This is a genomic window from Janthinobacterium sp. FW305-129, from assembly GCF_020858115.1.
In the GTDB taxonomy this organism is placed as follows: domain Bacteria; phylum Pseudomonadota; class Gammaproteobacteria; order Burkholderiales; family Burkholderiaceae_D; genus Janthinobacterium.
In genome coordinates, this window is sequence record NZ_JACYMM010000010.1 from 150,723 (window position 1) to 165,036 (window position 14,314).

Annotated in this window: 14 protein-coding genes; 13 read left to right on the forward strand and 1 reads right to left on the reverse strand. The window is 65.7% G+C overall.

What is annotated here, in order from left to right; genetic code table 11:
- The first annotated feature begins 65 nt into the window (after nucleotides 1–65).
- The 11 genes from pdxR to IGS61_RS20635 all read left to right on the forward strand — a co-directional run bounded on the left by pdxR (nucleotide 66) and on the right by IGS61_RS20635 (nucleotide 11,464).
- Nucleotides 66–1,547 (forward strand): MocR-like pyridoxine biosynthesis transcription factor PdxR, encoded by a 1,482-nt coding sequence (pdxR, locus tag IGS61_RS20585; protein WP_230541337.1) that lies wholly within the window; start codon nucleotides 66–68, stop codon nucleotides 1,545–1,547.
- Nucleotides 1,548–1,585: 38 nt separating this feature from the next.
- A complete protein-coding gene (locus IGS61_RS20590; RefSeq protein ID WP_230541338.1) occupies nucleotides 1,586–2,149 on the forward strand; it encodes a DNA-3-methyladenine glycosylase I in 564 nt (187 codons plus the stop codon).
- Complete coding sequence (gene mnmC, locus IGS61_RS20595) at nucleotides 2,149–3,780, forward strand: FAD-dependent 5-carboxymethylaminomethyl-2-thiouridine(34) oxidoreductase MnmC (protein ID WP_230541339.1); 1,632 nt, start codon at nucleotides 2,149–2,151, stop codon at nucleotides 3,778–3,780. Before IGS61_RS20590 ends, mnmC begins: the two co-directional genes overlap by 1 nt.
- A gap of 228 nt (nucleotides 3,781–4,008) precedes the next feature.
- On the forward strand, nucleotides 4,009–4,506 hold the full coding sequence (locus IGS61_RS20600) for a rhodanese-like domain-containing protein (RefSeq protein ID WP_230541340.1): 498 nt from the start codon (nucleotides 4,009–4,011) through the stop codon (nucleotides 4,504–4,506).
- A gap of 19 nt (nucleotides 4,507–4,525) precedes the next feature.
- Entirely contained in the window at nucleotides 4,526–5,512 is a 987-nt protein-coding gene (gene epsC / locus IGS61_RS20605; RefSeq protein WP_230541341.1) for a serine O-acetyltransferase EpsC, read from the forward strand.
- Nucleotides 5,513–5,519: 7 nt separating this feature from the next.
- Nucleotides 5,520–5,744 (forward strand): helix-turn-helix domain-containing protein, encoded by a 225-nt coding sequence (locus IGS61_RS20610; RefSeq protein ID WP_086147172.1) that lies wholly within the window; start codon nucleotides 5,520–5,522, stop codon nucleotides 5,742–5,744.
- Between the two features lie 117 nt (nucleotides 5,745–5,861).
- A complete protein-coding gene (locus IGS61_RS20615) occupies nucleotides 5,862–6,791 on the forward strand; it encodes a family 2A encapsulin nanocompartment shell protein (RefSeq protein WP_230541342.1) in 930 nt (309 codons plus the stop codon).
- Complete coding sequence (locus tag IGS61_RS20620; protein ID WP_230541343.1) at nucleotides 6,766–8,565, forward strand: family 2A encapsulin nanocompartment cargo protein cysteine desulfurase; 1,800 nt, start codon at nucleotides 6,766–6,768, stop codon at nucleotides 8,563–8,565. The genes IGS61_RS20615 and IGS61_RS20620 overlap by 26 nt, the downstream gene beginning before the upstream one ends.
- 157 nt (nucleotides 8,566–8,722) lie before the next feature.
- Nucleotides 8,723–9,442: a sensor histidine kinase gene (locus IGS61_RS20625; RefSeq protein WP_230541344.1), complete on the forward strand. Its 720-nt coding sequence runs from the start codon at nucleotides 8,723–8,725 to the stop codon at nucleotides 9,440–9,442.
- An 11-nt stretch (nucleotides 9,443–9,453) separates the two neighbouring features.
- Nucleotides 9,454–11,184 (forward strand): tetratricopeptide repeat-containing response regulator, encoded by a 1,731-nt coding sequence (locus IGS61_RS20630; RefSeq protein ID WP_230541345.1) that lies wholly within the window; start codon nucleotides 9,454–9,456, stop codon nucleotides 11,182–11,184.
- 64 nt (nucleotides 11,185–11,248) lie between these two features.
- Entirely contained in the window at nucleotides 11,249–11,464 is a 216-nt protein-coding gene (locus IGS61_RS20635; protein WP_230541346.1) for a hypothetical protein, read from the forward strand.
- A 21-nt stretch (nucleotides 11,465–11,485) separates the two neighbouring features.
- Here IGS61_RS20635 and IGS61_RS20640 read toward each other — a convergent pair whose 3' ends face one another.
- Nucleotides 11,486–12,190 carry a PhaM family polyhydroxyalkanoate granule multifunctional regulatory protein gene (locus IGS61_RS20640; RefSeq protein WP_230541347.1) on the reverse strand — a complete coding sequence of 235 codons (705 nt, stop codon included), beginning with the start codon at nucleotides 12,188–12,190 and terminating at the stop codon, nucleotides 11,486–11,488.
- 149 nt (nucleotides 12,191–12,339) lie between these two features.
- On the opposite strand from IGS61_RS20640, the gene IGS61_RS20645 reads away from it, so the two are divergent.
- Both IGS61_RS20645 and IGS61_RS20650 read left to right on the forward strand, forming a co-directional pair.
- Complete coding sequence (locus tag IGS61_RS20645) at nucleotides 12,340–13,461, forward strand: DUF3108 domain-containing protein (protein WP_230541348.1); 1,122 nt, start codon at nucleotides 12,340–12,342, stop codon at nucleotides 13,459–13,461.
- The gene (locus IGS61_RS20650; protein ID WP_230541349.1) at nucleotides 13,462–14,223 is read left to right on the forward strand and encodes a DUF3108 domain-containing protein; all 762 of its coding nucleotides are present in this window, start codon (nucleotides 13,462–13,464) and stop codon (nucleotides 14,221–14,223) included.
- Nucleotides 14,224–14,314: the final 91 nt, after the last annotated feature.

Sequence of the window (14,314 nt, forward strand, 5' to 3'; positions counted from 1 at the left end):
TCTTGGCTATTTAAAACAGCCAATAAGTGCTATCTTGAAGCTACCAATTCAAAAACCTTCCTGCCATGCCAGCTTCCCACCTGAACCACATCATCGCCGCCTTGCCGCTGCAGCGCGGCGCGGCCGAGCCGCTGTTCCGCCAGCTGTATGCCGCCATCAAGGCGGCCATCCTCGACGGGCGCATGCATCCCGGCATGCAGCTGCCGCCCACGCGCGATTTTTGCCGCCTGCTGGCCGTGTCGCGCCAGACGGTGCTCAATGCGTATGCGCTGCTGACGGCCGAAGGCTATCTCGATGGCGCCGTGGGGCGCGGCACTTTTGTCAGCGTCGACGTACCGCTGTCGGCACCTGCTCCGGCAGCGGCGCCCGGCCTGCTGCGGCCCCTGTCGGCGCGCGGGCAGGGCGTGGTGACGGCCATGCGCCAGGTGGCCTTCCACCGGGGCCCGCTGCGCGCCTTCCGCGTCGGCATGCCGCGCATCGACCATTTTCCATTCGACGTGTGGAACCGCCTGGAAGCGCGGCGCTGGCGCCGGCCCGACCACCAGTTCGGCTACAGCGACCCGGCCGGCTACCTGCCGCTGCGCGAACTGCTGTGCGTGTACCTGAAGGCGTCGCGCGGCGTCCAGTGCACGCCGCAGCAGATCGTCATCACGTCCGGTTCGCAGCAGGCGCTGTTCATGCTGTCGACCATCCTGCTGGCGCCGGGTGAGTCTGCCTGGATGGAGTCGCCCGGCTACCGGGGCGCCAGCGGCCCGCTGCGCGCGGCCGGCGCGCGCGTGTTTCCCGTCCCCGTCGATGCGCAGGGGCTGGACGTGGCCTACGGCGTGGCGCACTGCCCGCAGGCGAAGCTGGCCTACGTGACGCCGTCGCACCAGATGCCGCTGGGCGTGAGCATGAGTTTGCCCCGCCGCCTGGCCCTGCTGGCCTGGGCCGCGCAAAACAAAGCCTGGCTGGTGGAAGACGACTACGACAGCGAATACCGCTACACGGGCGCGCCGCTGGCCTCGCTGCAAAGCCTGGACCGGGCCGGCTGCGTGGTCTACGTGGGCACCCTGTCGAAAGTGCTGTTTCCCGGGCTGCGCCTTGGTTACATGGTGGCGCCGCCCGCGCTGGCCGAGGCGCTGGTGCAGGCCAAGGCCGTGATGGACCGCCACACGGCCATCGTGCCGCAGATGGCGCTGGCCGATTTCATCGCCGAGGGCCACTTTGGCCGGCATATCCGCCGCACGCGCGACAGCAATGCGGAGCGGCGCGACCTGCTGGTGCGCGGCCTGGCAAACGAACTGGGCGACCAGCTCGCGTGCGGTCCGGCCGACAGCGGGCTGGAACTGTGCGCGTATTTTCGCGGCGATCACGATGAGGAAGCGGTGTCGCGCGCGGGACTGGCGCGGGGCATCGAATTGCGCCCGCTGGGCCACTATGCCGATCCGGCGGCGGGGCCCGAATGCGCCACGCCGCCCGGGCTGCTGCTGGGCTTTGCGGCCATTCCCCCGGCCGAGATGGCGCACGGCTTGCAGGAACTGGGGCGCATCCTGCGCGGCCGATAATCTATACTGGGACTTGCCTGCACATGAAGACGACGACCATGACTATTATCCGCTGCGCCTGGGCCAATCCGGCCAATCCCCGCTACCTTGCGTATCACGACACGGAGTGGGGCGTGCCCTGCCACGACGAGCGCCGCCTGTTCGAGATGCTGAACCTGGAAGGCGCGCAGGCTGGCCTGAGCTGGGAAACCATCCTCAACAAGCGCGACACCTACCGCGCCGCCTTCGACGGCTGGGATGCGGAAAAAATCGCCGCGTACGGCCCGGACAAGGTGGCGCAACTGCTGGCGGACCCCGGCATCGTGCGCAACCGCCTGAAGGTGGCGGCGGCCATCACGAATGCCCAAGCCTACCTGCGCCTGCGCGCCGAGGGCCACACGCTCGACAGCTTCCTGTGGGCGTACGTCGATGGCCAGCCCATCGTCAACAGCTGGCAGCCGGGCGAATTCCCCGCCACGACGGCCTTGTCCGACAAGCTGTCGAAAGACTTGCTCAAGCTGGGCTTCAAGTTCGTCGGTTCGACCATCATCTACGCCTACATGCAGGGCATCGGCATGGTCAACGACCACGCGCCCGCCTGCTTTTGCCGCGCGGGGCATTGATGCGCCGCGCACACGTCCTGCTCGACACGGATTTCGACGGCGCGCGCCTGCGTGCCGCCTGCGCCGCGCATGGCGGCCGCAAGCTGCATTACATCGCGCTGGCGCCGCGTCCCGTCGATGCCAGCCACTTGCCCGAGCCGTGGCGCGCACAGTGGCCGCCCTGCGTGCCGGGCCTGCACCGCATGGTGTCGCGCGACGGTCTCGTCACGCTCGATGTGCTGATCGGCGAGTCCGATGCCTGCCTGGCGCAATTGTCGGCGCGTGTCGATGAAGTACACCTGGCCTGGGTGCCGGCAGCCACGCCGGTGCTGGCGCGCCTGATGATGGACGGCGCCCGTCTGCAAGCCGTGCACCTGGAGGAAGCGCAGCGCGCGGCCCTGCAAAAGCATGGCTTTGTGTTTGACGAGAGCCAGCTGCGCGCCGTGTTCTATGCGCGGCGCGCAGAGCACGTGGCAGTTGTGGCGCCCGAGCGGCGCGCCATCGTCGTCGGCGCGGGCGTGGCCGGCGCCGCCGCCTGCGAACGGCTGGCCGCGCGCGGCTGGCAGGTGACCCTGGTCGAGCGCCACACCCAGCCGGCCAGCGAAGCGTCGGGCAACCTGGCTGGCATCTTCATGCCGCAGTTGTCGAAGGACGACAATATCGCCACGCGCCTGGTGCGCGCCGCCTACCTGTACTCGCTGCGCTACTGGCAAGACCTGGGCGGCATCGGCGTTGCCTTTGACGGCGCGCAATGCGGCGTGCTGCAACTGGCGCGCGATGGCGCGCATGCGCAGGTGCAGCGGAAAATCGCCAGCAGCGGCCTGTATCCGCCCGGCTTCGCCCGCTGGCTGGAAGCGCCCGAAGCGGCCGCCATGCTGGGCGCGCCGGCGTCCGATGGCGCCTGGTGGTTCGCACAGGGCGGCTGGGCGCGCCCGTCCTCCGTCTGCGCGGCCATGCTGGACGCCTGCGGCGCCTTGCTCACGCGGCGCTTTGCCAGCAGCGCCCTGCGCCTGGAGCGCGGCGACGGCGAATGGCTGGTGCGCGATGCGGACGGTGCCCTGATCGCCGCCGCGCCCACCGTCATCCTGGCGGCGGGCACGGGCGCCGTACACTTTGAACAGGCGGCCGGCCTGCCGCTCGACGCCGTGCGCGGCCAGGTCACGCACCTGGCCGAAGGCAGCTTGCCATCGCTGCCGTTCGTCGTCTGCCGCGAAGCCTACATGACGCCGGCGCACCAGGGCATCGTCTGCGTGGGCGCCAGCTACGACGCGGATGCGGACGCCACGTTGCGCCTATCGAGCCAGGCGGAAAATATCGCGAAGATCGCCGATATCCTGGACGTGGCCCCGTTCGACGCGCCGCTGGCCGGCCGCACGGGCTTTCGCTGCGTGGCGCCGGACCGTTTGCCGCTGGCGGGCGCCTTGCCCGACCCCGGCGTGCCGGGCCGCTGCGAGCGCCTGCGCGACGTACCGCGCTGGCCCGGCCTGCATGGCTTGCTCGGTTACGCCTCGCGCGGCCTGATCTGGGCGCCGCTGGCGGCCGAGCTGCTGGCTTGCCAGCTGGAGGGGGAGCCGCTGCCGCTGGAATCTTCGCTTGCCGCCGCATTGGATCCTGCGCGCTTCCTGTTGCGCGAGCGCCGGCGCGCTGTTTGAGCGTTGGCGCAGAGCAGGCGACGGCTGGGGTCAGACCCCCAACACCGCTGACGCAAAGCCTGGCGCCAACGCACATGAGGGTCTGACCCCCTATGCGGACGCTCCGCGCGTAGACCCCATATCTGTTTTTCAGCTTTCCAAACTCTTTTTAATTTGTTTTCCGAACAACATAAGTTCGCTACAGTGGACTCGTGCTGGTTTTTGACGACGGATTAAAGAGGTGGAACCATGGCTGCTGCAGAACTGATTTTCGACCCCCGCGCCGCGCACGGCGAGGCGGCCTTTGACGAAGTGCTCAATCTCGCGCGCGCCCAGGCGCAGGCGCAGGGCTTGCCGTATGCGGGCGTCGTCAGCGCGCAGGATGCATGGCAGCTGGTGCAGGCCGGCAAAGCCGTGCTGGTCGACGTGCGCACGAATGAAGAACGCACGTTCGTCGGCTACGTGCCCGCCTCGCTGCACGTGGCGTGGGCCACCGGCACGGCCATGAACCGCAACCCCCGCTTTGTGCGCGAACTGGAAGCGAAGGCGGGCGGCAAGGACGCCGTCGTGGTGCTGCTGTGCCGCAGCGGCAAGCGCTCGGCCGCAGCTGCCGAAGCGGCGGCCAAGGCCGGTTTCACGCGCGTCTTCAATATCGCACAAGGCTTCGAGGGCGACCTTGACGCACATCAGCAGCGCGGCCACAGCGGCGGCTGGCGCTGGCATGCGCTGCCCTGGCTGCAAGATTAAACCTCTTCCCGGAACCACCATGAACCAGCGAGCCATTCCCCCGGCCTCCCTTGCCGCGCAGCCGCAATGGGAACTGCACCAGATCGTCGATGAATTGCGCGCCGTGCGCGCGCAGTGGCGCGAGGGGCTGGCCAGCAGCCAGGAATGCGGCGCGCGCGAATTTCCGTCGCGCCAGCATCTGCACGACATCATCAAAGCCCTGTGCGCGGCCCTGTTCCCCATGCGCCTGGGCCCCCTCGACCTGCAGCAGGAGAGCGAGGATTTCTTTGTCGGCCACACGCTCGACACGACCTTGACGGGCCTGCACGAACAGGTGCGGCGCGAACTCAGTTACCACGCGCGCCAGCACGGCTTGCAGCAGGCGGTGTCCATCGAGCAGCAGGCGCTGGCCATCGTGCAGCGCTTCGCCCGCGCGCTGCCGCGCATCCGCGCCCAGCTCGACACGGACGTGGCGGCCGCCTTCCATGGCGACCCGGCCGCGCACAGCGTCGATGAAGTGCTGCTGTGCTATCCGGGCATCCTGGCCATCATCCACTACCGCCTGGCGCATACCTTGTACGCGTTCGGCGCGCCGCTGGTGGCGCGCATCATCGCCGAAGTGGCCCATTCGCAGACGGGCATCGACATCCACCCGGGCGCCGTCATCGGTTCGAGCTTTTTCATCGACCATGGCACGGGCGTGGTGATCGGCGAGACGGCCATCATCGGCGAACGGGTGCGCATTTATCAAGCCGTCACCCTGGGCGCCAAGCGCTTTCCCGCCGGCTTTGATGGCGTGCTGAAAAAGGGGCTGGCGCGCCACCCCATCGTGCAGGACGACGTGGTCATCTATGCGGGCGCGACGATCCTGGGACGGGTGACCATCGGCCAGGGCTCCGTCATCGGCGGCAATGTCTGGCTGACCCGCAGCGTGGCGCCCGGCAGCCACGTCACGCAAGCGCACAACCAGCAGGAAGCACCGGAGCCGCCGGCGCCATCCCACCCCGTCTTTGCCCACCACCCATGAGGACAGCATGTTGATCAAACAGTTTGGACTGGCCGTGCGCCAGTTGCGCGAAGGGCATGGCTGGTCGCAGGAGCGGCTGGCCGAAGCGGCCGACTTGAACCGTTCATTTATCGGCGAAATCGAACGGGGCGCCGCCACGCCGTCGCTGCTGACGGTGGAAAAGCTGGCCATCGCGCTGGGCGTCGGCCTGGCGGGATTGATGGCGCGCTGCGAACCGGAACTGGTGGATTAAAGCGGGTGGATTCAGCGCCACGATGATGGCGATAGCATGTTGAGAAGAATGGGGAGACGCCCGATACTTTATTTGTTTTTCAGATAAGCATATTCACTTTTCTCATCAGGAGTAGTCATGGCAGAAGCAACCGATAGCCAGTTTGCGCTGGGCGATAACGCCGCGCGCCAGCTGGCCAATGCAAGCAAGAGCGTCCCCCAGCTGTCCACGATCACGCCGCGCTGGCTCGTGCACCTGCTGCAATGGCTGCCCGTGGAAGCGGGTATCTACCGCCTCAATCGCGTCAAAAACCCGAAGGACGTGCGCGTGGCCTGCTCGCAGCGCGACGAGTCGGAACTGCCGCAAACCTTCGTCGACTACGACGAGCAGCCGCGCGAATATTTTCTCAATGCCGTCAGCACGGTGCTCGACGTGCACACGCGCGTGTCCGATCTGTACAGCAGCCCGCACGACCAGATCAAGGAGCAGCTGCGCCTGACCATCGAGACGATCAAGGAGCGCCAGGAAAGCGAGTTGATCAACAATCCCGATTACGGCCTGCTGGCCAGCGTGCACGACGACCAGCGCATTTTTACGCTGACGGGCGCGCCCACGCCGGACGACCTTGACGAACTGCTGACGAAAGTGTGGAAAGAACCGGGCTTTTTCCTCGCCCACCCGCTGGCGATTGCCGCCTTTGGCCGCGAATGCACGCGCCGCGGCGTGCCGCCACCGACCGTCAGCCTGTTCGGCTCCCAGTTCCTCACCTGGCGCGGCGTGCCGCTGGTGCCGTCCGACAAGCTGCCCATCGAGGACGGCAAGACGAAAATCATTTTGCTGCGCGCGGGCGAGCAGCGGCAAGGCGTGATCGGCCTGTTCCAGCCTGGCCTGGCGGGCGAGCAAAGCCCGGGCTTGTCCGTGCGCTTCATGGGCATCAACCGCCACGCGATTTCGTCCTACCTGATTTCGCTGTATTGCTCGCTGGCCGTGCTGACCGACGATGCGCTGGCCGTACTGGAAGACGTGGAGATCGGTAAATACCATGACTACCCAGACACCTACAAGTGATGGCGCGGCAGGCTTGCCTGCCGTCCCGTTTTTACCCGATGAAGCGACCCTGAACCGCCTGGCGGGCGAGTTTTTCGCGCGCTTGCCTGGTCTCGATAAATCCCCCAGCCTTGGCGGTTCCGGCAGCGTGCTCGATGCGGCGCCCCGCTATGTCAACCGTGCGCCGCCCCAGCCCGGCCCTGCGTTCGCCGCCATCGCTCCCGGCGTGGCGACGGCGCAGGTGCCGCCCGTGACGGCGCCTTTGGAAGCGCCCATCGCGCCGGCACCGGCCTCCGTGCCGACGCCGCGCTTGTCGGCGATCAATGCGCCTGCAGCGCCGTCGCCGTATTATTTTATCGGTGGCGCGCATGGCTATCCCGCGTCGAATGGCAAGCTCGATGGCCTGGCGCAGCAGGGGCTGGGACAAGCGGCCCCCGATGATTTAAGAGGGCTGTTTGCCACGCCGCAGCAGGCACCCGCGCGCCAGCTGCCCGTGACGCCGTCCAACGGCCAGTCCGCGTTCTATTTCCAGACCGGGCTGCCTGCGCGGCAGCAAGGGCATGGGCAAACGCCGGCGCCGTTCGACGTGCACGCCGTGCGGCGCGATTTCCCCGTGCTGGCCGAACGGGTCAACGGCAAGCCGCTGGCCTGGTTCGACAATGCTGCCACCACGCACAAGCCGCAATCGGTGATCGACCGCGTGTCGTATTTCTATGCGCACGAGAATTCGAACATCCACCGCGCCGCGCACGCGTTGGCGGCGCGCGCCAGCGATGCGTATGAAGCGGCACGCGCCAAGGTGGCCAGTTTCCTTGGCGCCGCCTCGGCCAATGAAATCATCTTCGTGCGCGGCGCCACGGAAGGCATCAACCTGGTCGCCAATACGTTTGGGCGCAAGTACATCGGCAGCGGCGACGAGATCATCGTCTCGCAGCTCGAACACCATGCCAACATCGTGCCGTGGCAGCAGCTGGCGGCGGAAAAGGGCGCGATTTTGCGCGTGATTCCCGTCGACGACAGCGGGCAGGTACTGCTCGACGAGTTCCGCAAGCTGCTCAACGGACGTACCAAGCTGGTGTCCGTGACGCAGGTGTCGAATGCGCTCGGCACGGTGACGCCCGTGGCGCAGATCATCGCGCTGGCGCATGCGGCCGGCGTGCGCGTGCTGGTCGACGGTGCGCAAGCCGTGTCGCATTTGCGCGTGGACGTGCAGGCGCTCGGTGCGGATTTCTATGTGTTTTCGGGGCATAAAGTGTTCGGGCCGACGGGCATCGGCGCCGTGTATGGCAAGGCGGACTTGCTCGAGCAATTGCCGCCGTGGCAGGGCGGCGGCAACATGATTGCCGACGTCACGTTCGAGCGCACCGTCTACCAGGGCGTGCCGAACCGTTTCGAGGCCGGCACGGGCAATATCGCCGATGCCGTGGGCCTGGGTGCGGCCATCGATTACGTGCAGCGCATCGGCCTGGAAAACATCGCCGCCTACGAGCACGCGCTGCTGGAGTACGCGACGCACCACTTGCAGGCCATTCCCGGCGTGCGCCTGATCGGCACGGCGCTGGACAAGGCCAGCGTGGCCTCGTTCGTGCTGGCCGGCTACGAGCCGGCGGAAGTGGGGCGCGCCCTGAACGACGAGGGCATCGCCGTGCGTTCGGGGCACCATTGCGCCCAGCCGATTTTGCGCCGCTTCGGCGTGGAAGCGACCGTGCGGCCATCGTTCGCCTTCTACAACACGTATGAGGAGATCGACCGCATGATCGCCGTGGTACGCCGCCTGGCGGGCGCCCGGCGCTGATATTGTCGCCTTGTCATGCGAATGCCGCCCTTGCGCCAGCGGGGGCGGCATTGTTGCGTCAGATCACGGACTTTGCGCGCGGCTGGCTGGCGCCCGCAGGCTGGCGGTATAATTTATCCTTGGCAATATTCAAGCTGCGGCCCCAAGGAGATATCCAGTGGAAGATCAACACAGCTCGCCCGAGCTATTCCTGTTCCTGGCGTCGACCGTGCACGACATGAAAAACTCGATCAGCGTCGTCAGCGGCACGCTGGAATCCTTGCTGGCGGCCGAGCAGGCGAAAGAAGCCCCCCAGGCCGACCCCGCCTACCTGCAGATGGCGCAGATGCTGTACCAGACCAAGCGCCTCAACGATAACCTGATCCAGCTGCTGGCCCTGTACAAGGAAGTGGGCAAGCCCGGCTACCCGTTCGACGTGCAGCCGCAACTGGTGAGCCAGGTCATCGACCAGGTGGTGGACCAGGAAAAGATCCTGCTGGCCTCGAAAGGCATCCATCTGGAAACCGCCTGCCCGCCGGAGCTGATCTGGACCCTCGATGAAGACCTCGTTATCGGCGTGCTGGCGCATGCCATCAACAACGCCATCCGCTACACAAAGGACACGATCCGCCTGTCGGTGCGGGAGCACGAGGGCATGCTGGAGCTGCGCGTGGAAGACAATGGCGACGGCTATACGCAGGCCTTGCTCGACGCGGGCAGCGCGGCCATGGATGGTATGGCGGCCGGCGTGAATTTTTCCACCAACAGCACGGGCCTGGGCCTGTATTTTTCCAGCGAAGTGGCAAAGATGCACAAGCACAGGGGCAGCAGCGGCAGCATCGCCCTGGAAAACGGCGGCGCCCTGGGCGGCGGCTGTTTCATCCTGCGCCTGCCCTGAACGAGGATGCCATGACGACAGACAGCCACGCCACTGCCGCCGAAGCGGGCAGCACCGACTGGGCCGACAAGCATTATCTGCTGGTCGACGACTTCATCGGCATCCGCATCCTGCTGCGCGAATCGCTGCGCAACCTGGGCGCGCGCCATATCGACCAGGCGGCCAGCGGCGGCGAAGCCATGAAGCTGCTGGCCAAGACGCGCTACGACGTGGTGCTGTGCGATTACAACCTGGGCGAAGGCAAGAATGGCCAGCAAGTGCTGGAAGAGACGCGCGTGCGCAATCTGACGGCGCCGTCCAGCGTGTGGCTGATGGTGTCGGCCGAAAAAAGCGTGGAATCCGTGATGGGCGCGGCCGAGCACCAGCCCGACGCCTACCTGATCAAGCCCATCACGGAAGGCGTGCTGCTGACGCGCCTGAACCGCGTGTGGCACAAGAAGCAGGTATTCCGCGAAATCGACCAGGCCTGCATGGAAAAGGATTATCTGCGCGCGGCCAAGTTGTGCGATGCGCAGATCGAGGTCAACAAGCTGCACGAGCTGGAATTGCTGCGCATGAAGGCCAGTTTGCTGCTGAAAAGCGGCGAGCCGGAAAAAGCCCGCGCCGTGTACGAAAAAGTGCTGGCCGAGCGCGATTACAGCTGGGCCAGGGCGGGCCTGGGCAAGATCCGCATGAATAACGGCGAACACGAGGCGGCGCGGCAGATTTTCCAGGGCGTGATCGTCGAAAACAAGTACTACATCGATGCCTACGACCAGATGGCCGTCGCCTACCAGCTGATGGGCCAGCACGAGGAAGCGTGCGGCGTGCTGGAAAAGGCGGCGCGCCTGTCGCCCAATTCCGTGCCGCGCCAGCGCAACCTGGGCCTCGCTGCCTTAAAAATAGGCAATGTCAGCATGGCGGAAAAGGCTTTCCGCAAATGTATTTCCATCGGGGAATTTTCCGTCATGAAGACGCCGGACGCCTACCTGGGCCTGGCGCGCGTGTGCGGGTTGAAAAAGGATGCCAAGGAAGCGCTGCAATGGCTGCTGCTGGCGCAGCGCGAATTCTCGCCCGAGCAGATCGGCTTGCGCGCGAAGATCACGGAAGGCATGGTGCACCACGAAACGGGCGACTACCGGCGCGCGCGCAAGTGCGGCGACGAACTGGAAGCCATGCTGCTGGAAGACCCGGCGCGGCCCGAAAAAAGTATCTGCATGGAACTGGCGACCCTGCTGTTCGCCGTCGGCGTCAAGGATGCGCCAGCCGGCCTGCTGTGCTACGTGGTGAAGAACAACCACGACAACCAGGTGGTGCAGGACGAAGTACAGAAAATCTTCGACAAGGCGAAGATGGGCGACGAGGGCACGAGCCTGATCATCGCCTCGCGCAAGGAAGCGTCGGACTTGATGAACAAGGGCGTGCTGCTGTGGAAGACGGACAAGCTGAACGAAGCGGTGGCGTGGATGCGCGCGGCGCGCGACAAGCTGCCGAACAACCTGCGCATCCTGTTCAATTCCGCGCAAATCATCGTTTCCTTCCTGGAACAGCGCGGCTACCAGGCGGAGCTGGCGGCCGAAGCGATGGAAGTGTTGTTGTATGTAGACAAAATTGCACCAGGACAGCAGCGCTTCGCGCAATTGATGGAGCAACTGGTGCAGCTGACGCCCCCGCCCGGGCCGGAAGAGGCCGTCGTGGTGGCGGAAAAAGCGCCGCCGGCGCCGGAAAAAGGGGGAAAAGCCGTGCGGGAGCGTGCCGGATGATAAACTAGGGGCCAGCGTGGGTTCGCCTGCGCTTGAGTTGCTCTACAACAATAAGGAAGAAACTATGCGTGATGTGGTCAATGAAGTATACAAAAAAATGAAGGTCGGCGCCGTTGCCTGGGTACGCCCGGTGGCCGCCAAGGGAGACACGCTGGAAACATTCCAGTCTTCGTACGAGCACGCCAAGGCGCTGGCCGACGAAGGCCTGATCACGATCGGTGGCGTAAAACGCCAGGCCGACAATCAGATCGAGGCGATCCGCATTCATCGTATCGCCTGATCATATCGCCTCTCCGGGCCGTCAGGATTTGCCTGGCGCCTTGGACTTGGGTGCCGCGCGTTTTGCCGGCGCCTTGCGCAGCGGGGCCTTGGCCTTGGCTGCCGTGCCTGCTTCTGCAGACTTGCCCGCTGCCGGTTTGGCTTTGCTCGCGCTGCCAAAGCTGGCCGCTGCCGCGCTGGCGGCGTCGGGCGACATGGCCGTCGACACGGCTTGCTTGAACTGATCTTGTAACAAATTCCACCAGGCACTTGGATTGGCCAGCTGGGCTGCCGCCTGGCTGCCGGCATCGCTAGGCGCCGCCGCAGCCGGTTCCGGCGCGGGCACAGGTGCGGGAGCCGGTTTTGGTTCAGGTACAGGTGCTGCCTGCTGGAAAAACGCGGAAGCGTAGGGCACCGATTCAAACACGGTTTTCTCGCTGGCGCCGGGCTGAGTGATGGCCGCCGCCAGCGAAGCACCCATCGATTTCAGGGTGGCGATGGTGCCGCGCTGCACTTCCAATGCCTGGATACTGCCGCGCAGCATGCTGGTATTGAGGTTCAGCCATGCTTCGACGGCTTTCAGGTCGCTGATTTTCTTGTCCAGCTCTTCCACCGACATGGTGGGCGCCGTGATGCCAGGCACGCCCATGCCGGGCACGCTCATGCTGCCCCACAGGTTTTTGACGAAGTCGAGCGTATCGGTCACAACTGCTGCGCCCGGCATTTGGGGCATTTGCGGGTTTGCCATGCGAAATCTCCTGGTAGATGGATAGCCTTAGCGTAGCAGATATCGGCTTGCAACTGACGCAATGCCACCAACATTTTCTTACATAAAACATCAAGAGTTGAGCACGGGCAAGAAGCGGGAAGCGGGGCGGAAGCGTTACACTACGGCCTATGATGCCTGACTCCTTCTTTTCGCCACCGCGCCGCCGCACCGTCGTCTTTGTCGCGGTTATCGGCGCACTGCATTACGTGGCGTTGGAATGGCTCACCTCGCATGCCGGCATGGTGCCGCTGGGGCAGGATCATGCGCAGATGGTCAGCATGGCCTTGATCGCCGAGCCGCCCAGGCCCGTGCCGGTAGCGCCGCCGCCTCCGCCGCCGAAGCTGCGGCCCGTGCCCGAGCCCCGCTTGCCGCCACCGCCGCCGCCGACGGTGCTGCCGTCGAGCGAAGTGCCACAGTGGACGGCGCCTGCCAGCGACGCGCCGGAAGGCCCTGCCACCTCCGAGCCGGCAGCCGTGGCTGCCCCGGCCATCACGGCGCCCGCGCCAGCCGTGGCGGCCGCGCCCGCGCCGGCTGCCGCGCCGCCGCCGCCGCCCGTGGAGCAGGCCCGGCATTACAAGACGAACGCGCCTGCCTCGGCCCAGTTCGACCTGCACGTGGACCGGCGCGATGCGGACGGCACCAAGTGGCAGGGCGTGGCCGCCATGGCGTGGGAAAACCGGGGCGACACGTATCAGCTGAAGCTGGAAGTGGGCTTGAGCATGCTGATCACCCGCATCAATTTGCTGGTGCTGACCAGCGAGGGCTTGATCGATGGCAGCGGCATCGTGCCCGTCACGGCCACGGAAAAACGCAAGGGCCGCGCGCAAACGGCCACGCATTTCAAGCGCGACGCCAGGGCCATCACGTTTTCGGCCACGACGGCGACGGTGCCATGGCAGGAGGGGGCGCAGGACAAGGCGACCGTGCCGTTCCAGCTGGCGGCCATCGGCCGCGCCGACGTCAACCAGCTGGCGGGCAATATCGACATCCTCGTCGGCGAGGAAAAGGAAGCGACCGTGTTCCGCTTCCAGCTGGTGGGCGAGGAAGAACTGGAGACCAAAATGGGCCGCCTGGTGACCTGGCATGTGCGCCGGCCACCGAAGCCCGGCACGTATTCGTCGCAGCTCGATATCTGGCTGGCGCCGTCCATGCAATGGTATCCGGTACAAATACGCAATACCGAAGCGAACGGGGCGCTGACTACGCAAACCGTGACCCAAATTCGCGTCAATGACGCTACAGGAAAATAAATGATTACTTTGACTACTTTAAAACGCGTTGTGTTCGCCAGCCTGCTGGCCGCCACCCTGACTCCAGCCATGGCCGACGCGCCCGTGGAGCATCCCGTCATCAAGCGCCCGTACAAGCTGGCGCCATCGGCAGACCTCGTCTACTCGATCAAGGCCAGGCAGCGCGGCATTGCGCTGTCGGGCGAATCCGTCAGCAACTGGCGCGCCGGCGACGGCAAGTACTCGCTGCTGGCCGAAACCAAGGCTGCCCTGTTCGGCAAGATCCTCGAGCAGCGCAGCGAAGGTGCGGTCGACGATTACGGCCTGGCGCCGGTCCAGTTCGTGGAAAAACGCTTCCGCAAGGAAGCGGCCACCACCACCTTCAAGCGCGACAGCAAGACCATCGTCTTCAGCGAAGGCGATGACAGCTATCCGCTGAAAGGCGGCGAGCAGGACCGCAACAGCACCGTCTGGCAACTGGTCAGCGTGGCGCGCGCCGCACCCGAGAAATTCACGCCGGGCTCGGAATGGAGCTTCTTCGTTGCCGGCCGCCACGACGCCGAGCCGTGGACCTTCAAGGTCGTCAAGGAGGACAAGGTCGCCACCGGCCTGGGCGAAGTGGCCGCCATCCACCTGGTCAAGGCGCCGCCGCCGGACAAGAAGGGCCAGCAAGTGGATCTGTGGCTGGCGCCGTCGCTGGAATGGTATCCCGTGAAGGTGACGTTCGCCGATGAAGACGGCGATTACGTCGAACAAACCTTGCAGAAGATCAATAAAAAGTAAGTGCTCACCAGTGTGCGGGGCCAGGCAGGCAGGGTTTGCTTCGCTGTTTGGCCATTCTAGCCCGGCACGGCGCTGCGGCTGTGTTGCGCCG

Coding starts and splice junctions, on each gene's coding strand:
- IGS61_RS20635 (WP_230541346.1), top strand. CDS start 11,249: ATGCGTGATGTGGTCAATGAAGTATACAAAAAAATGAAGGTCGGCGCC.
- mnmC (WP_230541339.1), top strand. CDS start 2,149: ATGCGCCGCGCACACGTCCTGCTCGACACGGATTTCGACGGCGCGCGC.
- pdxR (WP_230541337.1), top strand. CDS start 66: ATGCCAGCTTCCCACCTGAACCACATCATCGCCGCCTTGCCGCTGCAG.
- IGS61_RS20600 (WP_230541340.1), top strand. CDS start 4,009: ATGGCTGCTGCAGAACTGATTTTCGACCCCCGCGCCGCGCACGGCGAG.
- IGS61_RS20620 (WP_230541343.1), top strand. CDS start 6,766: ATGACTACCCAGACACCTACAAGTGATGGCGCGGCAGGCTTGCCTGCC.
- IGS61_RS20590 (WP_230541338.1), top strand. CDS start 1,586: ATGACTATTATCCGCTGCGCCTGGGCCAATCCGGCCAATCCCCGCTAC.
- IGS61_RS20645 (WP_230541348.1), top strand. CDS start 12,340: ATGATGCCTGACTCCTTCTTTTCGCCACCGCGCCGCCGCACCGTCGTC.
- IGS61_RS20650 (WP_230541349.1), top strand. CDS start 13,462: ATGATTACTTTGACTACTTTAAAACGCGTTGTGTTCGCCAGCCTGCTG.
- epsC (WP_230541341.1), top strand. CDS start 4,526: ATGAACCAGCGAGCCATTCCCCCGGCCTCCCTTGCCGCGCAGCCGCAA.
- IGS61_RS20640 (WP_230541347.1), bottom strand. CDS start 12,190: ATGGCAAACCCGCAAATGCCCCAAATGCCGGGCGCAGCAGTTGTGACC.
- IGS61_RS20615 (WP_230541342.1), top strand. CDS start 5,862: ATGGCAGAAGCAACCGATAGCCAGTTTGCGCTGGGCGATAACGCCGCG.
- IGS61_RS20630 (WP_230541345.1), top strand. CDS start 9,454: ATGACGACAGACAGCCACGCCACTGCCGCCGAAGCGGGCAGCACCGAC.
- IGS61_RS20610 (WP_086147172.1), top strand. CDS start 5,520: ATGTTGATCAAACAGTTTGGACTGGCCGTGCGCCAGTTGCGCGAAGGG.